Raw genomic sequence first — 26,590 nt, 5'->3', positions numbered from 1 at the left:
TTGTTAAATGTTAGCACCTTAGCATATTTTTCATACTTTTAGGAAAATTATTGCCGCTGTGAAAAAACCAATACAATGCCTTCTTTTTATCCTGTTTTCCATTACCTGCATGCGGGCGCAGATACCCGTTACCCTCTACGAGCAGTTTAATGGCCGCTACGATTTTACCTTTGTAGGGAATACGCTGAACCCATCTGAAAACAACCTGCTTGGCGTAAACCCCTGTACCATACTTACCACCTCGTCAGCAGACCTGAACCTTAATTCAGGGGATACCGTACTGAAAGCCTATTTATACTGGGCCGGTTCGGGCACGGGGGATTATGACATAAAACTAAACGGCACAGACATCACCGCCGGGCGTACCTTCCCTGTACAGGCTGTAAATACTGATGGTGCAACAAGGGACTATTTCAGCGCATGGGCCGATGTAACTTCATTAGTACAGACTACAGGAAATGGTACCTACACCGTATCTGACCTGGACCTTACAGCTGTTGTAAGCCAAAACTTGTACTGTGGGATTAAAACCAACTTTGGTGGTTGGGCCATAATCATTGTATACGAAAACGCTACCCTACCGCTTAACCAACTTAACCTGTATGACGGGCTTGAGTATGTACCACAGGAAATAAATATAAGCCTGCCGAGCCTTAACGTAATTGACAATGAAGGCGCTAAAATAGGTTTCCTTGCATGGGAGGGCGATTCTAACCTTGCCATAAACGAAACGCTTCGTATTAACGGTAACATACTATCAAATCCTCCGCTTAACCCTGCCAATAATGCATTTAACGGCACCAATTCTATAACCGGCTCGAACCAGTTGTATAACATGGATTTGGATGTATATGAAATCCAGAATTTTATACAAATAGGCGACCAGACTGCCGAGATACAGCTTACATCGGGTAATGGTTCTTCGGGAGATTTTGTAATGGTAAATGCAGTAATGACCAAGCTGAACAGCCAGCTGCCAGATGCTACTATTACCGTTGAGAATATTGACAAAACCTGTAATTCACGCAACCTTACCGTACACTACACCGTGCACAACGTAAACAGTACCGACGTGCTTCCTGCAGGTACACAAGTTGGCGTGTACGTAAACGGTGACTTGCTTACCACCTTTTCTACACTTACCGAACTGCCCATAGGCGGCAGCGAAAGTGGTGTTATTACCCTGCCCATACCGGCAGGCTACCCAGACGACCTGCAACTGCTGTTTGTAGTAGACTACAATTCCAGTGTTACCGAAACCGACGAAAGCAACAACAGCACTACCGTAAACGAAACCCTGATTTCCCAAGGCAATGTTTCGCCGGGCAACCTTACCTCTTGCGAAACGGCACCGGGCTCTAACACCGGGTTCTTCGACCTTATTGCCTATGCTGCATCTATTGGCGATGACCCTACCGATGTGGTTACATTTTACAACTCCCTTGCCGATGCACAGGTCCCCCAAAACCCTATAACGCTAAGTGATGCATACCAGTCTGGGCCGCAAACCATTTATGTACGTGTAGAAGATGCCAGCGGTTGTGTGGGCTACGGTTCGTTCCAATTGCTTATAGACGACTGCTTATTCCCCGATGCGGTAATTACAGCAGATAACCTTGCACAAACCTGTAACAGCCGTACCATAACCGTTACCTACACCGTAAGCAACCCTAACGGGCTTGACGTGATACCGGCAGGTACGCCTGTGGCCATATTCGCAAACAATACACTACTTACTACAGTAACAACTAACGGCGTCATTGGTATAAACGGCAGTGAGTCTGGCACAGTTACCCTGACGATACCTAATGGCGTACCGCTGAGTTTTAACCTGGTTTTCAGGGTAGATTACGGCAATACCGTACAGGAGTTGAACGAAACCAACAACAGCTTTACCCTGCCTGTTACCTTATGGCTACCGCCTGTACTGCCACAGTTAATACCAAACCTCACCGTGTGTGAAACCGGTAACGGTACTAACATAGGTATCTTTGATTTTTCGGCGTATGAAACTTCTCTGAAAGATAACCCCACAGATGTAGTGACTTTCTACACAACCCTTGAGGATGCCGAAGGTGGCGTAAATAACATTACCAATCCCGGTAATTATACTTCAAACGGAAACAACCCGCAAACCATATACGTCCGCCTTAAGGATGCAAACGGCTGTTATACCATTGGCACCTTTAACCTCATAGCCATAGACTGCCTGTTCCCTGATGGCGTTATTGCCATAAACAACGTTATACAGCAATGTGATAGCAGGGACATCACCATAAACTACACTGTGGGCAACCCCGATAGTTTTGATATACTTCCTGCAGGTACCACTATAGCCGTTTACGTAAACGGCGGCCTTAACACAACTGCACAAACATCTGCAGATATTGCCATAAATGGCACATTACAGCAAAGCATTACCATAAGCATACCGGCCAGCCTTGGCCTTGATGTAGAAGTCGCACTTGTGGTAGACGATAATGGCACAGGTATCGGCAGCGTACAGGAAATACATGAAAACAACAACGGCAGTGGTATTTACAACGTATCGTTATGGGTATCGCCTGTATTACAGCAACCTGCCGATATAGAAGCGTGCGAAACCTTTAACGGTTCGGGTGTGGGCAGCTTTAACTTCTCGGCGTATATAAACTCACTTAAAAATGTATCTACCGATACGGTTACCTTCTACCCTACCCAGGCAGATGCAGATGGCGAAACTAACAGTATAACAAACCCTGAAGCGTATATAGTAGCGCCAAACACTAAGGTATATGTTCGCCTTGAAGACGAACATGGCTGTTATGACACCAAGGTATTTACACTGAAAATAATCGACTGTTACTTCCCGGATGCCACCGTAACCATAGACGACATTTACAAGCAATGTAACTCGCGCATACTGCACATACACTACACTGTAGCCAACCTGAATGGTACTGATGTTTTGCCCGCAGGTACACCGGTAAGCATCTATGCCAATGGGATTTACCTTGATTACACCGAAACGATTGAAGACATCGCCATAGGCGAAAGTGAAAGTGAATACATCACCATTACTATACCTGTAGGTATACCGCTTACCTTCGACCTCACTTTTGTAGCCGATGATACCGGTGATGGTACAGGCATTGTAATAGAACTTGACGAGAACAACAATAGCTACACTACTGCTGCCGAGTTGGTACTATCGCCTGTATTGGCACAGCCCGAAGATATAGAAGTATGCGACCAGGGCTTTGGCGTAGCAACCTTCGATTTTTCATCGTACGAAGATACCTTGAAGAATTACCCGAATGAAACCGTAACATTCTACACTTCGCAGCCTACGGCAGACCAGGATCTTGACCGTATTTATAATACATCTTCATTCCTTACTACCGAAAACCCGCAACGCATTTACGTAAGGCTGGATAACGGTACCTGTTTTGAAGTGGCTTCGTTCCTGTTAAAAACCAAGAAATGTAAACCGATTACCCATAACTACATTACCCCAAACGGCGACGGCTATAACGACGGCTTTTTTGTAGAAGGGCTGCGTAATATCTTCCTGAATTTTACCATGAAGATATACAACCGCTGGGGCAACCTGGTATGGACGGGCGACCACAGCCAGGCCGACTGGGATGGCATAGCTACCGAAGAGAAAGTAGGCACAGAAACCACCACGGTGCCAAACGGCACGTACTATTTTGTACTGGAGCTGCATGACCCCGACTACCCGGAACCTATCGTAGACTGGATTTACGTAACGAGATAAAATAAGAGTAGCCACTAATTTCAAGAATATTCTCAAATTAAAGTGGCCTTACAAAACAAAAAAGCAGCACCTTGAGAGTGCTGCTTTTTTTATAGTATTTTGTGACTATTAATGTCCTAAATCGGCAAGGTAACGCTCGGCATCAAGCGCTCCCATACAGCCTGTACCCGCAGCCGTAATGGCCTGGCGGTATACATTATCCTGAACGTCTCCGGCAGCAAATACACCCGGCACATTGGTTTTTGTAGAACGCGCTTCGGTAATAAGGTAACCTGTTTCGTCCATATCAAGCTGGCCTTTAAAAATATCGGTATTCGGTTTGTGCCCAATAGCTATAAATAGTCCGGTAATGGCTATATCATGCTTCTCGTTAGTAGCGTTATTCACAATGCGAAGACCATCTACCACCTGGTCACCCAGCACCTCATCTACCTCGCTGTTGTACAGCACGGTAATGTTTGGCGTATTGTTTACACGGTGCTGCATGGCCTTACTGGCCCTCATGGCATCTTTACGTACCAGCATAGTAACACTTTTACAGATGTTAGCCAGGTAAGTAGCCTCTTCGGCAGCGGTATCACCGGCACCTACTATAGCCACGTCCTGCCCGCGGTAAAAGAAACCGTCGCACACGGCACAAGCCGAAACCCCGCCACCGCGCAGGCGCTGCTCACTTGGTAAACCAAGGTACTTGGCGGTAGCTCCGGTAGAAATGATTATGGTATGGGCAAGTATTTCCTTATTGTTATCTACGGTAACCTTATGCCAGCCACCTTCTTCTTTGCTAAATTCCACGGCAGTAACCATCCCTATACGCACCTGTGTGCCGAAACGCTCAGCCTGTTGCTGTAGCTGCACCATCATGGTAGGCCCGTCTATACCTTCAGGATAGCCCGGAAAGTTATCTACCTCGGTAGTAGTGGTTAGCTGTCCACCCGGTTCCATACCGGTATACATTACAGGATTCATATCAGCACGGGCAGCATAAATAGCAGCGGTATACCCCGCAGGACCCGAGCCTACAATAAGGCATTTTATTTTTTCTATTGAATCTGACATAATTAATTTATTGGTCAAGGTTAAAAAAAAGCATTGCAAATGTAGGTTATAAATACAATAAAATCTAACGGGCAGCATCCATTTTGGCTATGACAAAATAAAATTTCCTTATACCGTTTGATAATTAAAATAAGTTGCTATATTTGCATCCGCTTTCCGACAGCAACAATGCTTAAAGAAACGCATCGGGGTGTAGCGTAGCCCGGTCATCGCGCCTGGTTTGGGACCAGGAGGTCGCAGGTTCGAATCCTGCCACCCCGACTTGACGGGATTATCTTCGGATAATCCCGTTTTTTTTCAAAACAAAAGAAATCTAAACTATTGATTTCAAGCTTGTTTAATACCAAAAAATCAAGTATTGTAGGTGTTCGATACATTCCATTCTCATAATATAAATTGCTATCGAACACTGTAAAAATCAGTTGACGTTTTTGTAATGTTGTCGCTGCCTTATAAACACTATTAAGATTTGATAACAGGAATAAGTTTTTCTTAAGTAGTTTATCAAAATAAGTATCGTTTTTCTCTAGCCTTATAATTGAAGCCCGTAGATTTAAAATTGATTCATTATACATAGCATACCATCTCCTGTAAGTATCTTCATTAATTTCATTGCAAAGCCACTTTTCTTCTAGGCTTAAAAGCTTTACTTCTACATTTTTTAACTGACTTTTGTTTTCATTGGCTAGCGAGGTTCTTGCAGCGAGCTCCTTTTCTAGCATTTCACGGCACTCCTTTCGTATAAATTTTATCATCTCTTGAGGAATACTCAAAAGTGAAAGTATACATTCCAGTTGCTCATGCGCCTTTATGGCACTTAAATTATTATGCCCAGAGTGTCTACATTTGTAATAATAAAAATATTTACCTGATTTACCACGGGAAGGGGCACCAGTTAACAACTGACCACAGTGACATCTTAGCACTCCTCTTAGAGGCAATTCATCATCTACAACTACTTTTGGGCGTGAGGGACTTTCCAGTTTAGCTTGTACCATTTTCCAAACACTTAGATCGATAATTGGCTCATGTATTGCCGGAAATAACCCACCCGGTAAATCTTTAAAAGCTTTCACTTTTTGCAAACCAGCATAAAGCGGGTTAGCTAGCATTGCTTCTAACGTAGAGCTCCCACTCCTACTATACCCTAAAGCTCTGGCTTCTTTTTTTATAATATATAAAGGTACATTTTGAAGAAAAGACTCATAGATAAAGTTTACTATTTTGGCTTCTTCTTCAACAACAACTAACTTTTTATCTTTATTTTCTCCCTCTTTTTTATACCCGAAAGGTATATTTCTAGATATATACCGTCCTTCCTTAGCTTTAGCCGTATAAATGCCTCCGTTAACCTTAATTGACCGGTTAATATTATCCTCCTCAGCCAACAACAACTGAAGGCCAGCTCTAAAGAAGCTACCAGGGGTATTGTAATCAAATGTGATACCCTCAGTAACGCTTACTACCTGAATGCTATATTCTTTTTGTAACGACTTTACCATACTCATGGCTTCGCCTGCATCCCTACTGAAACGATCCATTTGGTCAACTAGGAGGTAGTCCACCGAGCGATAATGTTTTGTTATAAATTCCTGTAGTTTAAGAAAATCCGGTCTGTCAAAAGTTCTAGCACTTTTTCCTCTGTCAATAAACGTATCGACAAGCTCTACCCCGTTAAATTTAAGCCAGTTATCAGTATATAATTCCTGTCTTTCAATTGAACCATTACTCTGCCCCATTTGACTGTAACGTAAATATCTAATAGCCCTTTTCATAAATCTCATTTAATGTTACCGACACAATTATCTTCGCTAATAATTTTATAAAATTACTATTTTTCAACGACTTAAAATCATCGCTTTTTAAAAGTTGTCCCTTACCTAATTTAATATCTACCTTGTTTTGCATTGGTAGATCAACTTTATTTTTGCCAGTTAACTTTCTCATAATAAACCTAAAGATTAAAAAAAAGAAAAAGCCCTTATGGGCTTTTCTGTTTTTATGACACTAAATATGCTGAACTTCTCTTGTTTTTCTTTCGAGTTGGAAAATATCTTATGTAGCCATAATCATGAAGTTCTTTCAAACATTTATGATAAGTGGATGGTGAAAGTATTTTAGCCAATTTCATCACTTCATTTGAATAAAATTCAGCCCTGTATAAACCTTCCGACAGTTCACTTATATTAAAAAGCGTAACAAAAAGAGAAATATGCGAGCAGCCTATTCTCCCATCTTTCTTTATTGTCTCAAAGAAATAAATATGGCAATCTGTCAGATACATTTTTTATATATGTTGACTCCTTTTACTTTTCGTTTTTTGGGCATCATCACCTTCTTCAGCTTGTCCCTTGTTCACGTCTTTTTTAGTAGATTGCGCGTGTGATTCACCTTGCTTTTCGACCTGAGCCTGTCGGCTTTCAAGTTTCTGCATATTAGCGTCATAAAGATTAATACTTTTATATTGGGGATTAGCCTCTATATATTGCTTTACTTCCTGATCTCCTTTTATAAAAGTTGCTAACGGCATATTTCCTCTTTTTAAAGAGTCAATCAAGCCATCTCTATATTCATTTTTAAGCTCTTTAATCGGATGTTTCTCAAGCACACTTACAAGATCATAACCGTATTTTTCGCCGAATTGCCTTATTTTAAAATTCCCTCTTTCATCGGTATTTTTAAAATCAAGTTTTAGCCAAACGGTGTATTCTTCCTTATCCTTAGAAATCATTTCTTTGTTTACAGAGCGGCCGTCGAGCAGATTATACGCTTCCTTAAGCGTAATGGTATTGCGATTGTTATTGTTAAAAAAACTTTGTTGAACCGCTGGATCACCATTCCCCTTTAATAGCTTGAGGTCATAAGTATTAAAGAAGTAAAGTTCGCCTTCGTCGCCTTTTTTAAAATTCAAAGAAGCCTCTACTTTATTTTTACCATAGTCCTTTGAAAAGTCAATTACAAACTTTTGCCGATTCTGCTCCATTTTCTCCCTCAAAACATATTCAAGGTTCTCACCAAATCCTGCATGTTTTATCTGGTCACGCAGGAATTCTAAATTTTTCTCTATTATCATAACTTTATTATTTTGATTACTAATATTTTCATTTTCCATCCTTTGGTATTTAGCTTCTACCATTGCACCAATATCAATTAACCCTGCCTCTCGAATGATTAGGTTATTGCTCTTCAACGCCTCATCCATCACACGATAGGCTGTGCGTATACTCATCAGCTTATAAAAATCCACATCGGTAGACATTTCGTGGCAGTACTCTCTTGCATTGTAAGCCGTATCAAAACATTCGAGCTCATATTTACTTACAGCGGCTGAATCATCTAAAAAAGCCACAAATTCATTCCCACTCCATCGCTGCTTGACCAGATAATCCAAAATGCTTTTATAATCGCTTTCCCTAATTTTCATGTTCAACTTTTAAAGACTATTCAAGGTATTGGCTCCGCTTTTATTATCGTTCTATTTTTAAGATGAGCTTCAAGGCCACGTCCGCCATCCTTTTCCATTACCTGTACAATGAGTTCTTTTTTATCTGGAATTGTAAACTTGGGTACAGCAATCACAATGATTTGCTCCTCTTTTCCTTCAATGACAGTAACCGGATTGTGCACATACAACTGCTTTACTTCATTTTCCTGCGATGCGGTACGTTTCGCCTTTTTCTCGTCTTTGATAAACAACCGGAGCTGGCTGATATCATAGTTTATGTTGGTTTTATTGACAATCCTGATTTTGAAAAAAAATAGATTTTCATGCACATAGCTCCCCTCAATTATTAATTTTACGCCAGCATTCTTATCTTTTATGCCGTAAACATTTCGGGTCAATGATGCAGCGATTGCGCTCAGGTCCTTCGACAGCGCTTCATTGTATTCTTCTGTAGCGCTTACTTTGCCGTTTGTATAATCAAGGTTAAGCTGTTTTGTAGTTTCATCGTAACCAACGTTGTACGAATACAATTTTCCATCCGTGGTTATTACCGTAAGGTTCGTGGCTTCAAAACATTCCCTCCCTGCTTTTACCTGAAGGATATTATCAAGTCCCTTAGCCTTTTGTACCAGTACGTCCCTGCTGCCGCGGTCCACACTTTTGACGGCAAAAGGATAAATAAGGTTGGTCGTTTTGCCCACAGCGATAGTAAGCGGCTCAGGGCTTATTTGTACATAATCTGAAGCGGCACTATCTTGTGCCTGAATGGTAAATGCAGACAGCATTACCAAAACGATTGCAATAAACTTTTTCATAATATTGGTTTTATTTCTTATTAGCTTTTTCATCATATAACAGCACCTGGTATCCTGCCTTAACGACAACCTTCACCAGTTTCACTTTCTTGCTGAAGAGTGTTTTAGATGCTTCAATTCCTGCACCCACCGCCTGAGATGACCACGAATCATCAATCGTTGTGACCCCCAGCGACTGCACGGAACGGTCTGCTGAACTCTTGGCCACATCACGAGCAATGGCTCCCGGGATATAGATACCCTCCATACCATCCATATCATAAACCGTGAGATCCACCTGAAAGATTGAAGTATCGTACTGCAAACTTTCTATTTTTACACTAAGGCGTTCCCCTTTTAATGATACCGTACCAAATACGAAATGGTCTTTCGGAATAGTAACCCCATTTACCATTATATCTGAAGTCAGCCTAAGCTTGATAACGGCCCCGTTTACAAGGGTCTGCGTCTCATGGATTACAGCAGTAATAGCATTACCGTTGTGGTTATCCGTAATTTCATCATCCAAAGAATAAAACCCATGCCCTTGGTAATTGCTCACACTCCCAAAATTCTTAATCCCGTTTTCGAGTACCGACACATTTTCCGGGTTACCGGAGGCCGTTACCGGAAACACTTGGCCGCGCATTTGCTCGGACTGTTCCTGAAGGCGTTGCTGTACACGCTCGGGGTGCTGTATGTCTACAATCCTCTCAAGCATGGAACCAAGTTGCTGCAATTCCGGATCCGCTTCAGCGGGCTGGTTCATGGAGGCCATCACGGATTCAAGGCGCTTAATTTCCGGATTTGTGTTACCTTCATCTGCCGGAACCGAAGGTTTGCCCTTTGCACGCTGTTGCCCCGCCGGATTGTTCATTGCCTTTTGCAGGGCTTCAAGGCGCTTGTATACTTTTGCCTCATTTGGGCTACGGTAGGCAGTACCGTTTAGACCTTTCGTTGGAGTGTTTGTCTGCGTTGGCTCCTGCAAGCCATTTTCTTCTTCCTGAAAGGCTTTGTTTGAGCCTAAGTAGGCGGCGCTACGCTCGTTCTTAGCTTTACCTTTTAACGAATCTTCCATTGCCCTGTCATAATAACTTAACTTATCCAGTGCTTTGTCATCCTTAAAATTTGGGTTGGGCAGGTTGGCGTTAAATCCTTTTTCTATAGGCGATGTGGCGGCGATGGCTTCAGTACTGCCGCCCCCCATAGCCCAGAAAAACAGGGTAAGGAATGGCAGTGCCATAACAGGCAACATCAAAAACAATTTACGCTGCTTTAAATCTTTCGGGGTTAATGCTTTCTGTTCCATAATTTTTGACTTTATTCGGTTTTGTAATATTCTTCTAACTTTTTCAATGTGTCGAGTAAACCCGGCCGGTAGGTGGCGATGCTGTCGTACTGCCCTCTACCATGAGGGTCATTTTTGAGGCTGTCCATAACGTAAAACAGGTGTTTTATATGCCTGATTTCCTGTTTATCATATTCATCCTTAGTTGTAAAAGCTTTTGGCGATTCAGGTCTTGAAATTGAATTGAGCGGGATTGTTTTTTTGCTGTTTTTCACAGTAGTGAACCCCTGTACAATTAAGAAAGTGCAATACGAGCAGCATAAGAAACCAAGCATCACAAATCCCACCTTTTGCTGGCTTAGCGATAGTTTGGCTGTCAGGTTTACCATTAACTTTACCCACCATTCCTTTAGTTTCCCTATTCTGCCACTCAGCCAACGGGCTACCGGCCCAGGGGTAACTTCCTCTTTCTTCTTTTTCCAAAATCCCATACCTCACTTATTTTCGGTTCTCGGTAGCAATATCACGGTTCTCAATGGTCGCCCAGTGTTCTATCAGAAAGCCATGCGGGTTGTTGTCGCTACGGGACACGTTCCTGAGTGCTCCTTCTGTAATCAGGCTACGTGTAACCGTAGTAGTAGCCCTTGTAATCTGTTGGGTTGCATAGCACCTGAAATGGTATGGATATGCTTTTATATCTACCTGTACGCTATCCACCTCAATACCCTGGCTGATATTACCTGAGATAATACCTGAGTAATATCCTTTTTCCTTAAGGTCATCATATACTCTTTTGGCAGTACCATCGGCAAGATTTAAGGCCTTGTTGATATTTGTCCTGATTACATTCTCGTCCGGATCAAGGGTGAAGAAGAACTTATGAAATGCCTTAACATGGTCGCGGGCTTCAACCGGTATGTTATCTTTACGGTCGGCAGCAAATGCTTCTATTGCCTTGCCATTGGCCAGGATGTAAATTTTGCCCTGCATCTGCGATACCAAACTGAAACTCTTATACAGGCCGAAGGCGGTAACAGCGAGGCAGCAAACAATCACTACCAGGCTAAAAAGCCGCACATAGCGGAATGCGCTATCAATATTTTTCATTTTTGTGAACATAGCTTTCGTTTTTAGGAACCGTTTAACTTCTTATTCATGTAGCTGTCCTTATCCTTAAAATGTCCCGATGTAGTACCATGTGAGGCCATGCTTTGGGCGTGTTGGCTCTTACTGTCGCCAAAAGCATCTGCAGCCATACCAACGGCATTGGTAGCGGTATTCATAACCGTCGTAGTTGAAGTGCTGAAAATACTGGTAGTTTTTTGGGTTAAGGCACCTCCGCCTGCTGCATGGACAATGTAGTTAGCTACAGAGGGTACGGTAAAGTATCCGATAATACCAATTATCATAAATACCATATAGGCCATATCCGTCCGGCTAAAGAAAGTATCTCCGTAGTTACCAATCTGGTCAATGTCAATTTCGAGCATCTTCTCTTGTATCTTGCCAATAATCCCTCCGAATATATTGGCTACGGGTAACCACAAAAAAATGTTCAGGTAGCGTGCCAGCCATACGGTAAGGGTGTGCTGAAAACCGTCGAACACCGCAATACCAAATACCAAGGGGCCCAGTATTGAAAGGACAATAAGCTGGAAGGTTCGGAGGGTATTGATACAAAGCGCAGCGGCTTCAAACAATATTCTTAGCACTTCGCTCATCCATTCCTTGACTGAATTACGGAAGTTGTAGGAGGCTTTGGACATCGCAAACTTTATATCATTGCCAATGCCCTCAAAAAAACCTTCCCCATCAGGGTCGGCATCATCATGGGTATATTTATACCACCGGTCGCGGTCACCGCTGCCATCTTCGCCTACATACATCTGCCATGCATCTGTGGTCATAATGGCTTCTTCCTTTCTTTGCAGGAGCACTTCAATGGCCTGGTTGGAGTTTTCTACCATCGCAGCTGTAGCGGTAACGGTAGGTTTCATTACACCGTTAATCATCGCCAGTACCGATGGGAATATGGTTATGCAGAAGCCCAGTACAAACGGGCGGAACAACGGATAAAAATCAATTGGCTCTGCTGCTGCGAGGTGTTTCCAAACCCTTGAGGCAATGTACCACAGTGCAGCGAAGCCCGCTATGCCTTGCCCAACCCCCATAAGGTTGCTGCACAGCGGCATCATCTCATCATACAGTTCCTCAAGCACCCCGTGCAGGCTCTGCATTTCATCGGCCATACCTTGGGCTGATGCTACAATTGGGAATAGCAATCCCAGGGTTGCTGCAAAAGCAACCTTTTTGAATCGTTTCATAAGCCAATAATTATGGGGTTGCATCGTGGAGACCTTCCATCTTTTGCACATCGTTACGCTCTTTGGCACGCTGCACGGAAAGCACTGTTGTATTGTTATTAAAGTCCTTGAGGAACAAAAGTTTATCCTGCATATCTTCATAGATGCGGTCGATGGCTTCTAAGCGTTCGTTGTCACTCATACGAGCCTGACCAGCAGTAATGACAACCAAAAGCTCATCGAGGTTCCGCAGGCTTTTTTCCACCAGGTTGTCATAAACCCTTCCGATATAGGAAAGTTCATCGCTGTTAAAGTTGCCGCTGCTCTGGTACCAGCCAAAGGCATTGCCCTGTTCGTCAATGAGCTTGACTTGCATTTCCACGATTTCCACTACACGCTTGTAATTACGGACTGTCGGACTTACTTCAAGCAGTGCATCCAGAAAGGCTTCATGCAGGCTGAAGTTTCCCTGAGTGAGGTCTTTTACGGTATTGTAACCCTTGGTCAGGATTTCATAACCCTTCTTCATATCCTTCAATATCTGCCGGAACTGCGCAAGCTTTTCGATATTGAGCGCCAGTTGTTGCAGTTCCTGCGCTTGTGCGCTTACCTTACTGAAAGGCAAAAGCAGCACAAATAGTAGTATCACTAACTTTTTCATAATCTAACCTTTAAAGTCCCTGTAGCCTTCGGGCCATTTCCGTGTCAACATTTTCTCTTTTGCGGGACTGTACCAGTACTTTGGTTTCGCCGGTAAACTGTTCGCAAAAATTATAGGCATCCAGCATCTTTTCATACAAGACGTCTATGCGCTGTAGGCGTTCGCTGTCTTTCATGGTCAGTTGGTTGTCCGTGGTAACGGCCTCCAGTTCATCAAGCAATGTTTCGCAATCGTCGAGCAATCTCGCAAAGACCCGTTCAAGATATTCCAGTTCGTCGTTGCGCATATACGGGCTGCCTTGCAGTAAACCGCGGGTATCATCGCACCGTTCCAATATCCTTCCCTGTAACAACAGCACTTCTCCAACCCGGACATATCCCTTTATTTCCGGGTTAACATTCGCTAAAGAATTGAAGTAATCGGTATGCAGGTTAAATTCCCCACGTTTAAAATCTCCGATGACATCAAGCCCTTTCTTTACAACAGAATACCCTTTTTGAACATAACCGATATATACCTGAAGGGCAACAATCTGTTCCAGCATGGTCTTTATGGTTTTATTCTGAGCCCTTGCCGGGCTTGCAATGCAAAAGCAAAACAGTAACAATACAATCATCTTTTTCATAACATCATGGTTTAAGGTAAGCCGTACATTCTCTTTATCATATCCACATCTGCCTTACTACGCGCCCGTTGCAGGCTGAGCAGCATGTTCTGCTTGTTAAACAGTTTCAGGTCGTCGTAATTCGCCTCGATACGGTCTCCCGCTTCATTAATCATTTCAAGGCGTTCTGCATCACTCATGGAAGTCGTAAAGGATTCTACCACCATAAAAATCACGTCAATATTTTCTATGCTTTCTCCCAGAATGCCGTTATAGACTTTTTCCATATAGGCCAGTTCATCAGCATTCAAATGGTCGTCCTGTTGCAACAGCCCCCAGGCATTTTGGTATTCACTGACTAACCGCTCCTGCTTATCGACAATATCACGGATGCGCTGGTAATACGAAACCATTGCCTTTACCTTCATAAGCTCCTCATAGTAGCCTTTATAAAGTTCTTTTTGCTTTTCTGTCCATTCGGATATTTCATCCAGTTTCAGCTTTGACAAGGCATTTTCAATCTGCTTCTGTGCATTTTGCAGCCATATTGTTTTGTTTTGCAGCCGCTGGATACGCAGGTCAATGGCTTTAATGATTTTCTTTAGTGCCTCTTTTATGATGGTCAGCAATGGCAGCGCTGTAGCACTGCTGGTTTCAGTCATTGCAACCGGGGCAGCTGTTAACGGCATGGCTGGTGCCAACGTCAAGGCAAGGGTTAGCAGGCTTATTGTAATCTTCTTTAGTACCATAGCCAATTTATTTATTGTTCCTCATTTCATTAGCCAGGGCAGCAATGCCCTTTTTAATGTCCCCTCCAAATTTTTGGGCGTAAGCCTGAACCTTTACTTTCTCGGTTTCTTCCGTGGTATAGGCCAAATATTCCTCCAGCGACACTTCCGTGCGGTACACTTTAGAAAGCACACCACCAAGCGAGATAAACACTTCCTTGTACTTGCGGGCCGGGTCGTTCGCTTTATTAACCGATAATACCAATGCCTTTTCTTTCTCGGTAAGCCCAAGCAACTCCTGTATCTGGTCGAATTTGTTCTGGTACTTGCTTTGGTCAAGCAATATCTTGCAGTCGCTGTTGTTGATAATCGCCTGCTTTACAATCGGCGAGGAAATAATATCCTCCACTTCCTGGGTTACCACAATAGCCTCTCCAAAGAACTTGCGGACTGTTTTGAACAAATATTTAATGTATTCCGCGAAGCCCTCTTTCATTAAGGCTTTCCAGGCCTCTTCAATCAGTATCATCTTACGGATGCCTTTCATTTTACGCATCTTGTTGATGAACACCTCCATGATAATAATGGTTACTACCGGGAAAAGTATGGGATGGTCTTTGATGTTGTCCAGCTCAAAAACGATAAAGCGCTCTTGTAACAGGTTCAGGTTTTCTGTAGCGTTTAACAGATAATCAAACTCACCATGTTTGTAATACGGACGTAGTACATAAAGGAAATTATCCACATCAAAATCCTTTTCTTTTACCTTATCATTCTCTAATACCCCAACATAATGATCCCTCAAAAACTCATAAAAGGAATTGAAGCTGGGGAATATTTCCGCATTCTTGTCCAAGTAACTGTAATACCCGCCAATAGCATTGGATAAGGCCACGTATTCACTGCGCTTAAAAGCCTCATCATCCTTTTTCCAAAGTGCCAGTAGTAATGTCTTAATGCTTTCTTTCTTTTCGGTATCCAGTGTGTCGCCTTCGCCAATATAGAAAGGGTTAAAACGTATCGGATTATCTTCGGTGTAAGTAAAGTAATAGCCGTTTACCATATCACACAGCCCTTTGTAGCTGTGCCCTACATCCACCAGCACGATATGCGTCCCTTGCTCATAATAGCTGCGAACCATGTGGTTGGTAAAGAACGATTTACCACTACCTGATGGCCCCAATATGAACTTGTTACGGTTGGTACAAATACCCATCTTAACCGGTTCATCACTGATGTCTACATGGACAGGCTTGCCGTTAAGGCGCTCGCCAAGGCGGATGCCCATCGGGCTAAGCGAGGAGCGATAACCGGTTTCTAAATTGAAGAAACAGGTGGCCTGCTCCGCAAAGGTGTCAAAGGTATCGTTCATCGGGAAGTCTGCCGCATTGCCGGGCATACCCGCCCACCATATTTGCGGGGCACCTACGGTCTCCTGCCGGGCTACCGCATCCATCTGCGCCAGGGATGAGGATACCATATTTTTAATCTCTTTCAGCTTCTCCTTGGTATCGGTCCAAGCCAGTACATTGAAATGGGCTTTGACCGGAAGGCGTTGTTGGCTAATGGCTTCATTCAAAAAATCATTAGTGGCATCCCGGGCAATGCTATTTTCCCTGCTGTAACCTGAAAGTGACTGCAACCTTAGCCTTTTGGCCTCCATTTTCTGGATGGTCTTTTGCGGGTCATCTAAAAACAGGTACTGGTTATAAATGTGGTTACAGGATAAGAGCTGCCCAAGGGTTGACGCAAACCCGATGCTGAACTTGGTGCGGTCGGTCGAATACTTATCATAGTTGATACGCGAACCGCATAATCCCGGCAGGTCTGCCGCATCGGCAAGGGCATACAACTGGCAGTGCTTATCGTTTACCCTCAGGCCGTCTTCAAGCGCTATATCGCCAAATACAAACGGGTGCGGACGCTCGGCCAAAAGGCAGTACTGCTCAATAAACCCCATATTACTTTCACTGCTGGATAGTTCTTTTCCGGTAAGCCGTTTTAGTTTTACAAAGCCGCTGTCTTCCAGTATACGGGTAAACTGGCCCACGCTGTCCATAAAGTCCTGTAACAGTTGCGGGCTAAGTGTTTCTTCAGGGACAATGCTACGTTTGAGCAGGCTTGAAAATACCGAGCTAACGCTTTTACGTCCCTCCGGCTTTTTAGTCAGCATGATGTAACAACTGTGATCTAAAAATGGCCGCTCGTTAAAGAAGCGTTCACTGCTTTGCGAGAGGAAGCTGTTATCCTCACTTGAAAAATCCGCTTGGTAACGGCTTTCCAGAAACCAGTCCTGCTTGTGGAACACGGTATGCTTAGGCAAAAGCTTCAATGCTTTCAGCCAAATCTGGTGGAACGCCTCGTATTCCTGATCCGACAGGGTAAAAAGTTCCGGCAGCTCTGCTTTGAACACAATCGTCACATCGCCCTGTTTAGAGAGTATACAATCGTGCTCTACAGCCATTATGGGCAATATCTGTTCTATTTGCTTTTCCATGTTACTTACTTTTTTGGTTTAAGAAAAACACATTTCGGGTTTTCAGTTTGAGGACTTTCGGCAGCTGCTTTTTTGCCAGGGCTTTCATCAGCCCGTATTCGCCGTACTTATGGCTTAGCCGGTAAATGTGCATGACCGACAGCGTACCCGCCACGCCAATTACACCGATACAGACTAATGAAGGAAGACCGATAATGTACATGATAGCAAACACCACCATTAGCGCGACTACCGCACCACCCAGGTACCAGATGTACTGCGCCTTTAGGCCTTTGAATTCAATGCTTTGGTTAATCCCCTTGTTTACTTGGTATACGCTTGCCATGACTTTAAAATTTCATTCGGTTATTTTTTCGCTGTTGGGCATACATTAATCCCTGCATTTTATCTTTTTCAACAGTAGCTTCATTGCCGCCAACCGTGCTGTCACTTCCTTTATCCGGCACATATTTATTTTCCTGCACCCCTTGGGTTTCTTCAGTCAGCAACTGCTTTTCCTGTATCTTAAGGCCTATATCCCTTTCCAGAGCTGCAAGCTGTACTTTCATACCCTGTAATTCCTCTTCCTTTTCAAAAGGCTTTTGACAGAGCTTTTCCAGCTTCGGGATTTGATCCCTGATCTTTTCGATTTCCTCGGCGTACTTCTCACTAAGGGGTTCCGCCCGGTCAATAGCATTCAAGAAGTACCGTGCCGCCAGCTTCGGGTTGTCAATATTGGGTGCGCCCTTGTTGTAGGTGTATTTGACCCCATCGTCTTCACGTTGGGCATAAAATGAATTAGAATAATAAAAACGGTAGTTGTCCTTTTCCCGAACCATTTCGCGCTCATGTCGGATATACAGGTTAAAACCATACAATGAGCCAATCCGCTTGCCTTCCGCTTCACCGGGCTGTGGTGCCCATTCCCTGTAAAGTTGGATAATGCGCCTGCCTAAATCTTCCGGGTCCGCAATGTGGCGGCCTTCCAGCAGTATCGGATTGGCTCTCGTGCCATCCGCTTCATGGACAAGCCGGTCTTTATAAAAAACCGCGTCAGCTTCCAGTTTTTGTAAAGTGGCTGTTTTTGACTCTTTCTCATTATTCAAATATTCAAGTTGGTTTTTATTGCCTGCCAGTTCTTTGTAATGCGCCAGACGCACCCCCTCTAAAACCGCTACTTTCTTTTCCAGTTTTGACTTTTCCAACAGAGAGGTGTCCCCGGAAAGGATGGCGATGTACTCCGAGAAGTTCATACCGCTTTGCTCATCCATAGACCCTTCATCAATCGTGCGGACGTTCAGCTCGCAATTTTTCATCTGGCTGATAAAGGTCTGCTTGTTTTTAAGCAGGTTGAATTTGTAATTGTCCAGCGACTGCTCGGTAGCATAGATATAGTTTTGCACTTTATTTCCATAATGCTCTTTTGCTACCCAGTTACCCTGTCGTCCGCCACGCCCGTTGCGCTGCTCAAACTCCGAAGGCTTCCACGGGATGTCCATGTGGTGCATGGCTACCACGCGCTGTTGCACATTCAGCCCTGTCCCGGCCTTATCGGTACTCCCTACCAGTACCCGTATTTCCCCGGCATTCATCTTACGGAACAGTTCCGGCTTCTGCTTGTCGCTCCAATCATGGATAAAGGTGACTTCATTAGCCGATAGGTTTAAGTCCCTTACCAGTTTTTCCTTAAGCGCATCGTACAGGTTAAAGGCATCCGGCTTAGGGGTTCCGATATCGCAGAACACAATTTGAGTACCTTTGTAGGGGCTGCTATCTTGGTAAATTTCTGCGACCTTACGGGCACAGGTATTGACCTTGTTATCGGGGTGGTCGCTGTAACTTTCATCAATCAGGCGCATATCTGCCGCCATCTTTTTGGCATAGTTTGTCGCAATGAGCATCCTGCCCATATCTTCTTCACGGGTAAGTGGTGCCCTTCCGATAAGCCGGGCATCGCCGCTCTTGGCAAACTCCATCAGCCTGCGGATAAAGTCTTCCTGCTCGGGGCTGGGCTTAATATTGACAAGTGTTTCTGCAATCTCCGGGCGGTCAAGGCTGATGTGCCTTGCCGTCTTATAATCGGTAATCTCATTATAAAAGAGTGCCAGTTCCGGTACCTTGATAAAGTGCCTGAAGCGTTCTTTGGCCACAATCTCATTGGTCACACTGAACTCAAAGTCGGTCGTCTTACGGGCATAAACCGCTGCCCAGGCATCAAAATTCGAGATGCGCTGACGTTCCATCTCACGGGGGCGTTGGTACTTAAATATGAGATACATCTCTGTCAGGCTATTTGATATTGGAGTACCCGATAAAAATGTAGAGCATAGGTCGCTGTCGTACCTGTCCTGAAGCGTGCGTACCGCAAAGAGCATGTTCAGTGCCTTCTGGCTGCCCTGCATATTGCCCAAGCCTGCCACGCGGTTGTGGCGTGTGGTAAAAGTCAGGTTCTTGAACTTATGCGACTCATCCACAAATAGGTGGCTCACGTTCATTTGCTCAAAATCAATCCCCTTGTCCTTTTTTTCCTCCATTTCCCGCTCAAGGTTCTTCAGCTTTACATCCAGGTTATTCCGGCGTACCTCAAGCCCCTTGTGCATCTTTTTGGAAATGTCGCCACCAAGGTCCATTACCGTATCAAGGTCTTTCTCAATACTTATAAGCTCCTGGTTAAAGATGCTTTTCTGTATTTCTGGCGACTGTGGTACTTTGCCGAACTGGTCGTGGGTTAGAATGATACAGTCCCAATTGTTGTTCTTGATCTCATGGAACAGCCGTGTCCTTTTGGCTGGCGAAAAATCATTCTCCCCCGGAAATAATATCCGCGAACCGGGATAGGCTTGCCGGTAGGTCTTGGCTATCTGGCTCACATTTGACTTCAGCGCCAGTATCATCGGTTTGGGAGAGATGCCGAGCCGCTTCATCTCATGGGCGGCTACCACCATAGTAAGAGTTTTACCCAAACCCACTTCATGGTCTACCAGTGCGCCCCGGTTTTGGATGATGCGCCACACCGCATTTTTCTGTGAGCTGTACAAATCATCAATACCCAGTGCCTTACGGTCAAGGCCGGGAAAGGTCAGATGGCCACCGTCGTATTCCCTAAGCCGGTAACAGTTGAACGTATCGTTGTAGCGCTGTTCCAGTTCCTTTTTGTCGGTTTGGGGCAGATCATCCAGCCAGCCGATAAAACCGCTACGTATCGCTTCAATCTTTTGGTGCGCCAGCTGTATGGCCTCATTATCCGGCAACCTAAACGTTTTGCCATCTACGCCTTTGACCTCATAGGTAAAAAAGGGCGCTGTGTTTTCGAGTGCATGCTCCAGCATGGTGTAACCGTAAGTAGTCCTGCCGCTCTTAGGCGTTACCGCATACTCGTTATCTACCTTAGTGTTGTGCGCCATGGTGACCTTAAAGGCATCCAGCGACTCAAAGTAATTTACCTGTACATCCGTTTCAAAGAACTCAGCAGCGAAACGCTCGTAATACTGCTCCGGTATCCACCGCTCACCAAGGTTAAAGTCCAGCAATTCAAAACCAATCCGCTCGGGCTGTACTTTTTCAAGTGCCTCCATGCTTTTATGGAATTGTATGTTGTCCGGTTCCGACTCCAAAGCTGCCTTAGCCAGCATTAGTTTCTCTACCACATTACCGCTCAGGTACTCATCCTGGGTTTCAAAATTTCCTGTGGATGGATTTTGGTAAATATGATTGCCCAACTGCTGTATTGCCTCTTCCTTCGTTAGGCTGGTGGCAGCAGTAATAAAATCCAAATCCACTTTCCCGGTTTCGTTAAGGCTCCGGGCGAGTGCTTCAACTACATCATCGGTGTAATACCTTTCTTCCTTTTGTGTTAGGGAAGCCGTCAGGATATCCGCTTTTACAAAATTTCCTTCTTCTCTACGCTCCAGTGATGACAACATTGTAATCCCAAAAGCCGTATCTTCCATAATAAGCCTTGCATTGGCGGGATGGTTCAGTGGCCCATATTGGCGCGTAAAACCCTCATACATCTCATTCAGGTTTTTGCGAAGTGCCTCATCCGGATGCCCGGATTGGTCACGTACAAAGAGAACCTGGTACATATCCCTCAGCTGCACATAGTGATTTAAGACTGCCACGCTTCCCTGGCTGGCCAAAGGGTAAAAATCAGCTTCCTTGGTTTCCGGCCTGATGTTACGCAATGTACCTGCTGCGCCGTCAAGCACTACCAAAGTCCCTTCCGTATAGAAAGGTTTTAGTTCCAGTTCGAGGGCTTTCTCTTCCTTTAGCCTGAAGGCTTTCTCCAACATTGCATCGCCCTCATAGCGGTACTCATGCCCGAACTTTTGCAGTTGGTTCGACACCGAGGCAATCTCATGGGTAAGAAGACCGGCTGCCATCCAGTTAGCGGGCATCGGCTGTAGCTCTTTGACATTCGAGTACATCTTGTACACGTACTGCTTGCCTTTCAAAAGGCGCGCTGCCAGTAACACCACGCTTTCATGTTCCGGGTTGTCCTGTGTACGGACGGTACTCAGGATACGCCCCGACTTTTTATCCACCACCGTGGCATCCATTTCATTGATGTAGTCACCTGCACGCCCAAGGCTTTCAGCGGGCAATGCATCAAACAGGCCTAACTGTATCGGCGCGTCAATTTCTTTCCGCTCAGGCATTTTGGTATAGGTCAGCTTCGGTTTTTCAACTGCCGCAAACGTATAATCCTGTAGCGCCTGTTCAAATCTTTGGCGGCTAAACCTGTCCTGTATCCCTTCACGGATGGTTCCTGCCAGTTTTTCTGAAATACCATCAAGGTCTCCGTTTTGCCATACTACCTGATGGGGCTTGCCGTACTGGTCGGTACCGGCTTTGACTTCATTACCCACAATAAGTTCCGGGCGTTCCAGCAGGTAGCGGTTGACATCGTAAGTACCAAAGCTGTTTTCTGCTTTTACAGACTGCACCAGCAGCTTTTCCTCTTCGGATAAACTTTGCTTGGCCGAATTCTTCTGCACAATAAGCAGGTGGCTGGGTGCCTGGGTGTTGCCGGTATCGCTCATCAGGTTATCCGGCATTACACTTACGCTTACAAAATCAGCATGTACAAACAGGTGTTCCCGGGCCGCATGGTTAGAAGGGCTGTCCAAAAAAGCATTGGTGGTCAAATAAGCCATCACACCGCCCTCGGCCAGTTTATCCAGTCCCTTAGCAAAAAAGTAATTATGAATCCTTCCTGATAATGCCTTATCCGGAAATGCCGGATCGTATATACTAAAGTTCCCAAAAGGTATATTACTGACCACAAGGTCATATGTACCGTTGTCATCGGTAGGTGCCTCCTCCAATGGGCTGTGATACGTTGTGGTACTGGAGTTATTGGTGCTGTTCACAGCGGCCAGTATTAGGGCACTTAGCTTATCCTTTTCAACTGCTGTTACCTGTCCAAACGAACCAAAAACCTTTTCTGCTTCTTGTATAAAAACACCTGCACCGGCCGAGGGCTCGTAAAGCCTTTGGGGAGCTAAACCCGCCTTGCTGAGTGTTTCATACAATACCTTGGGCACCACTTCGGGCGTATAAAAAGCCGTCAATACACTGTTGCGCAATGAGCTTACAACTTCTTGGTAGCCCTGCTGCCCAAAAGCATTTTCAAGGATATCGTGGAGGCGCATCATCTCAGGGTAGAGTTTCAAATCGGCCTGGGTGGCACCGTTAGCAAGCCAGCTTCCTTCATCGCCTTTTGGGTATAATATGGGCTTAATGCCCCCAAATCCCGCATAGCTTCGTAAAGCCTGTTGCATGGCATCCGTTAGCTCAGCACCGTTGTCCCAGGCGATGGCCGCCTCAATTGCCGCGATGTTGCCTTGCAGCTTTTCCCTGATATTGTACGCCATAACCCCGTCCTTTCATCACATCTCATGCTCCGCATACAAAAAGCCATACAAATGGCCAATCACCGCATTCCGGATACCCGGATCCTCTTCATTATGGACTGAAAAGCCCATTTCATCCAACAGTTCCCTGCAATACTCCAGCATGTTGATGACCTCGCAGACCAATATCCCTGAATCCCCATAAAGCGCCGCCTCATCGGCAAATTCTTCTTCAAAGATGCCTTTTAGGTACAAATAGCGGGAAGGCCTTAAGTCCTCAGTAAGGGCGTCAAGGCAACGCGCTTCAATAAGATATTTGGGATAATTGTCTTGCAGTAGCTGGATAGCCATAGGCTGCACGCTGTGCACCTTGTTGTCGAGGTATTTGGTTACCTCATAGGCTTCCTGCAGGTCGTACATCAGCTCCGGGTTGTGTTCTACGATGTAGTCCCACAACGCCTCCTTTAATAGCGTTTCCATAACGCATCTCCTTATACGCCGAAGAACGACTGGATTACTGTTGCTACCACCACAAGGAAAATACAACTCCCGAACCAGGCTGCCGCCACTTTGCTGGTATCCTGGTCGCCCGCATTCCATTTTTGGTACACCTTCACAGCCCCAATAAGGCCGAGCACTGCGCCAATGGCGTACATCAGGTTACAGCCTGCATCGAAATAACTGCGTACCTGGTCGTTGGCCTCGTTAATACCAGCAAGGCCGTCCTGTGCATTCACATCCTGTACTGTCAATAGTACCGCTACGGTAAGGGCGCAAATGATGCGGCCACTTATCAAAAGTTTCCTTCTCTTTTTCATACTCCATTCCTTTTTCAGATTAGTCAATAAGATAGCAGGGGGATAATGGCAGCCGCATTCCCTCTCTTTCTGTCACGTATTGCCTATCGCACCGGGACGGGCGGGCAAAATCTCCCTGCAATATTTTTAGGTGATTACCAAAGCTGATCCGCTTCTTCCTGTGAGAAAACAAGCCCTTTGGTTTCGCATGTACTTTCAATAAATTCATTGATAGCACCCCGGTATGGCGAATCTTTCAATGAAGTAAATTCTTTTAGGATTAAGCTTAAGTAGCCGGAAAACTCTTTTTTATTAAAGGTATTTTCGCTGGCTTTACCCGCTGCTTCTTTAATACGGTGCATCAGATGGCCTACATCCTGCTGTGTGGTATCCTGCCATTCATTAAAACTTCCGGCAGAGGTAATTTCTTCTTTTGCTTCAATGAAAAAATTTGTACCTGCACTATCAGAAAAGTTATCTTCCGCGCTTTTTTTTCTACTCGTAAGTTTTTTGATTTCGGGTTGGTAGTAACGAAAGAGCACATAACCATACCATAATACTGAAAGGAGGGCAAACAATGTTAAATAACTACCCCATGAAATTCCTGTAAACATACCATTACAATTTATTGTTCGACATCATTTGGATATAGTAAGATGATATCTCAATAATTTCAGTAAGATTTACAGGACAAAGTAAAAGCATAATTAAAAGCCGAACAAGGTACAACTCCAAGTTGTACCCTAAGTTGTACCCCAAAAATCTAATAGTCCCTTATTTTATCTATAATCTTTTGAAGTGCGAGGATAGCTTTTTCCTTATCAGTTTGCTGTGGATGATAGGACTTCGATCTCATTGAGTTAAAAGAAACACGCCCTTGATTAGGAGTAATTATATATTCTGTAGCAGATTTAAATACCTCACTTAGTGATTTGGCTTTTATTAACCTCGTATCATCGGCTCCCCTTAATATCAAACCAATTTGATCAACTGAAAGATTAAATAAAATTGAATGAGCTTTTAAACTGTTATTATTTGCTTCCAAAGGAGGAGCGTTTTTTAAATGGGTAGCAAAGGAAACTTTCTTTTCACGGTACAAAATTTCATTTTTAAACCATCTGGTTATTGAGGTTGTAATGGAAGGATAATTAGAATTCAGTGCAATTCCTTTTTTACAGCGAATCTGCTTAAATTCTTTTAAATAAAAATTTAGATTGTCCAATTGTTCCAAATTATTTTTAAATGAACTGATTCTCTCTGTTATAAGATGTGTAATATAATTTATAAATCTACGGCTGTTGTAGTTCAGGTGCACCAAAAGCTCAATGAGTATATCATAAACTGCACTCTGCCTTTCATATATCTCAAATCTCTCTATTGAGTTCACAAGCTCTTTTTTATAAAATAAATCCCTAAAAGTGACTGTAACTTCTTTCTTGTCGCCCACAAACTTTTGGAGTTTTTCAAAAATAATTTCGATAAGCTGCACATCGGTATTCTGTTTATGTAATAGGTCTGAAATCAATATAAACTTTTGCTGTATCTCATTTTTAGAAACCTGTAAATATGTTAATGGTACCCGTTCATCAAGACTTAAAAAACCAGAAAATCGCAATTCTATAAAGGACAATATTTCATCAAGTGTACTGACCAAAATCCTTGTAAGTTTTGAAAATTCGGGTGGGTATGCATTGCGCTGCTGATTTTCCATAACAATGTCTAAGAGTACAATCAACACAGAATGATATTTCACAATTAATAATCTGATCTGACTTTTCTTATGAAGACTAAATATTGTACTCTTTAATTGAGCCATCACTTTAAGTCCTTCATTTGGAATGGCTTCTTCCATGTCCTGCAATTCCGTTTTGAAAATCGGGCTAAAATGAAGCCTGCGGGGATTAATTGTTATAGAAACAAAATTATCCAGCCACTCTAAAGGATAAGTATCAGCCATGATAGTATCTTAAATTTTATTCAAACGTATTCTGTAAGCAATGGGTGTCTGCTTAGTCCTTTTCTTAAAAAAAGTACTAAAAGACGACGCTGAATCAAAATTCAATTGTTCAGCAATATGGTAAATTGGCAAGGAAACATCTTCTAATAATAATTTCGCATTTGCAATTATAAAATCATCAATGATTTTTTTCGGATTTGTATGTATACGCTGCCTTATAATACGGGTAAGATTACCTGAGGACATGTGCAACTTCCCGGAATAGAAGCTAATATGATGATGTTTTGAGGCATGTTGTTCCACTAAACAATAAAATTTATAAACTATTGTAGTCGTAAAATCTGAATTTATTTCAGCCCCTTTATCAGACAACGCTATAAAGGCACTGATTGTGCATTTAAAAATATGGTAAACTATTGATATTGAAAACCTGTCAGAACCAGAAAACAAATGCATACCCCTAAAAAAATCACGGAACATTTGCTCATCCTGATTTTCAATTGCAAATATACTCAGTTGATTCACGCTCAAAAGAGGGTGAAATACAATATGTGTTGCCCGAAATACTTCATATAGAATGTCCCTGTCATATTTAAGCAGGTAAGCAGAGCCTTTTACCAGCTTAAATGTCGATGATTGCAGCGATTCCGATAAATGTATTATACTTGGGGATATAACCGTATTACATCCTGTAAAGGAATCAATCACAGCTTCACCTATTGAAAGCATTATCATACATGACAAATTACTTTCATTTAAATGCAATATCCCTGGGCGCAATTCTTCAATGGAAATAATATTCATGTGTGTTTTTATTATCAGACATATAAAATGTAACCCCAAATAGATTATTCCATTTGGGG

20 protein-coding genes, 1 tRNA gene and 1 pseudogene are annotated in these 26,590 nt (G+C 43.7%); 2 read left to right on the top strand and 20 right to left on the bottom strand.

The features are described from left to right. Positions 1 to 58: 58 nt before the first annotated feature. Positions 59 to 3,760, top strand: coding sequence for a CARDB domain-containing protein (locus ACZIX4_RS03150; RefSeq protein ID WP_463334155.1), 3,702 nt, complete (start codon positions 59 to 61; stop codon positions 3,758 to 3,760). A gap of 108 nt (positions 3,761 to 3,868) precedes the next feature. On the opposite strand, the gene trxB is transcribed toward ACZIX4_RS03150, so the two are convergent. Next, positions 3,869 to 4,819 carry a thioredoxin-disulfide reductase gene (trxB, locus tag ACZIX4_RS03145; protein WP_463334154.1) on the bottom strand — a complete coding sequence of 317 codons (951 nt, stop codon included), beginning with the start codon at positions 4,817 to 4,819 and terminating at the stop codon, positions 3,869 to 3,871. A 186-nt stretch (positions 4,820 to 5,005) separates the two neighbouring features. Here trxB and ACZIX4_RS03140 point away from each other — a divergent pair. Beyond that, positions 5,006 to 5,080: transfer RNA gene (locus ACZIX4_RS03140), tRNA-Pro, on the top strand. 728 nt (positions 5,081 to 5,808) lie between these two features. Here the strand turns inward: ACZIX4_RS03140 and ACZIX4_RS03135 are convergent. From ACZIX4_RS03135 to ACZIX4_RS03045, 19 genes and pseudogenes are all read right to left on the bottom strand, one after another. Next, positions 5,809 to 6,558, bottom strand: a pseudogene (locus ACZIX4_RS03135) (recombinase family protein); the annotation flags it as partial. Between the two features lie 19 nt (positions 6,559 to 6,577). Beyond that, positions 6,578 to 6,766 carry a hypothetical protein gene (locus ACZIX4_RS03130; protein WP_463334153.1) on the bottom strand — a complete coding sequence of 63 codons (189 nt, stop codon included), beginning with the start codon at positions 6,764 to 6,766 and terminating at the stop codon, positions 6,578 to 6,580. Between the two features lie 340 nt (positions 6,767 to 7,106). After that, complete coding sequence (locus tag ACZIX4_RS03125) at positions 7,107 to 8,243, bottom strand: hypothetical protein (protein WP_463334152.1); 1,137 nt, start codon at positions 8,241 to 8,243, stop codon at positions 7,107 to 7,109. Between the two features lie 20 nt (positions 8,244 to 8,263). Then, positions 8,264 to 9,079 carry a conjugative transposon protein TraN gene (gene traN, locus ACZIX4_RS03120; RefSeq protein ID WP_463334151.1) on the bottom strand — a complete coding sequence of 272 codons (816 nt, stop codon included), beginning with the start codon at positions 9,077 to 9,079 and terminating at the stop codon, positions 8,264 to 8,266. Positions 9,080 to 9,089: 10 nt separating this feature from the next. After that, positions 9,090 to 10,367: a conjugative transposon protein TraM gene (gene traM / locus ACZIX4_RS03115; protein ID WP_463334150.1), complete on the bottom strand. Its 1,278-nt coding sequence runs from the start codon at positions 10,365 to 10,367 to the stop codon at positions 9,090 to 9,092. A gap of 11 nt (positions 10,368 to 10,378) precedes the next feature. Continuing rightward, on the bottom strand, positions 10,379 to 10,837 hold the full coding sequence (locus ACZIX4_RS03110) for a hypothetical protein (RefSeq protein ID WP_463334149.1): 459 nt from the start codon (positions 10,835 to 10,837) through the stop codon (positions 10,379 to 10,381). Positions 10,838 to 10,844: 7 nt separating this feature from the next. Beyond that, the gene (gene traK / locus ACZIX4_RS03105; protein WP_463334148.1) at positions 10,845 to 11,453 is read right to left on the bottom strand and encodes a conjugative transposon protein TraK; all 609 of its coding nucleotides are present in this window, start codon (positions 11,451 to 11,453) and stop codon (positions 10,845 to 10,847) included. Between the two features lie 23 nt (positions 11,454 to 11,476). After that, positions 11,477 to 12,670: a conjugative transposon protein TraJ gene (gene traJ / locus ACZIX4_RS03100; RefSeq protein ID WP_463334147.1), complete on the bottom strand. Its 1,194-nt coding sequence runs from the start codon at positions 12,668 to 12,670 to the stop codon at positions 11,477 to 11,479. A gap of 10 nt (positions 12,671 to 12,680) precedes the next feature. Beyond that, on the bottom strand, positions 12,681 to 13,310 hold the full coding sequence (locus tag ACZIX4_RS03095; RefSeq protein ID WP_463334146.1) for a TerB family tellurite resistance protein: 630 nt from the start codon (positions 13,308 to 13,310) through the stop codon (positions 12,681 to 12,683). A 10-nt stretch (positions 13,311 to 13,320) separates the two neighbouring features. Further along, positions 13,321 to 13,935, bottom strand: a complete 615-nt coding sequence (locus tag ACZIX4_RS03090) for a hypothetical protein (RefSeq protein ID WP_463334145.1) — start codon at positions 13,933 to 13,935, stop codon at positions 13,321 to 13,323. A gap of 11 nt (positions 13,936 to 13,946) precedes the next feature. Next, positions 13,947 to 14,663, bottom strand: coding sequence for a conjugal transfer protein TraI (locus ACZIX4_RS03085; protein ID WP_463334144.1), 717 nt, complete (start codon positions 14,661 to 14,663; stop codon positions 13,947 to 13,949). 7 nt (positions 14,664 to 14,670) lie between these two features. After that, positions 14,671 to 17,139, bottom strand: a complete 2,469-nt coding sequence (locus tag ACZIX4_RS03080; RefSeq protein WP_463334143.1) for a TraG family conjugative transposon ATPase — start codon at positions 17,137 to 17,139, stop codon at positions 14,671 to 14,673. A gap of 1 nt (position 17,140) precedes the next feature. After that, positions 17,141 to 17,464 carry a DUF4133 domain-containing protein gene (locus tag ACZIX4_RS03075; RefSeq protein ID WP_463334142.1) on the bottom strand — a complete coding sequence of 108 codons (324 nt, stop codon included), beginning with the start codon at positions 17,462 to 17,464 and terminating at the stop codon, positions 17,141 to 17,143. Positions 17,465 to 17,468: 4 nt separating this feature from the next. Further along, positions 17,469 to 22,994 (bottom strand): helicase-related protein, encoded by a 5,526-nt coding sequence (locus ACZIX4_RS03070; RefSeq protein ID WP_463334141.1) that lies wholly within the window; start codon positions 22,992 to 22,994, stop codon positions 17,469 to 17,471. A gap of 15 nt (positions 22,995 to 23,009) precedes the next feature. Continuing rightward, complete coding sequence (locus tag ACZIX4_RS03065) at positions 23,010 to 23,453, bottom strand: hypothetical protein (RefSeq protein ID WP_463334140.1); 444 nt, start codon at positions 23,451 to 23,453, stop codon at positions 23,010 to 23,012. Between the two features lie 11 nt (positions 23,454 to 23,464). Continuing rightward, positions 23,465 to 23,791, bottom strand: a complete 327-nt coding sequence (locus tag ACZIX4_RS03060; RefSeq protein ID WP_463334139.1) for a DUF4134 domain-containing protein — start codon at positions 23,789 to 23,791, stop codon at positions 23,465 to 23,467. 134 nt (positions 23,792 to 23,925) lie between these two features. Next, on the bottom strand, positions 23,926 to 24,384 hold the full coding sequence (locus tag ACZIX4_RS03055) for a hypothetical protein (protein WP_463334138.1): 459 nt from the start codon (positions 24,382 to 24,384) through the stop codon (positions 23,926 to 23,928). Positions 24,385 to 24,533: 149 nt separating this feature from the next. After that, positions 24,534 to 25,727: a hypothetical protein gene (locus ACZIX4_RS03050; protein WP_463334137.1), complete on the bottom strand. Its 1,194-nt coding sequence runs from the start codon at positions 25,725 to 25,727 to the stop codon at positions 24,534 to 24,536. 9 nt (positions 25,728 to 25,736) lie between these two features. Then, entirely contained in the window at positions 25,737 to 26,531 is a 795-nt protein-coding gene (locus ACZIX4_RS03045; protein WP_463334136.1) for an AraC family transcriptional regulator, read from the bottom strand. Between the last annotated feature and the right edge of the window lie 59 nt (positions 26,532 to 26,590).

This window comes from Flavobacterium niveum (assembly GCF_055231775.1).
The sequence above is the reverse complement of the archived record's forward strand: the minus strand, read 5'-3'. Positions and strand labels throughout refer to the sequence as shown.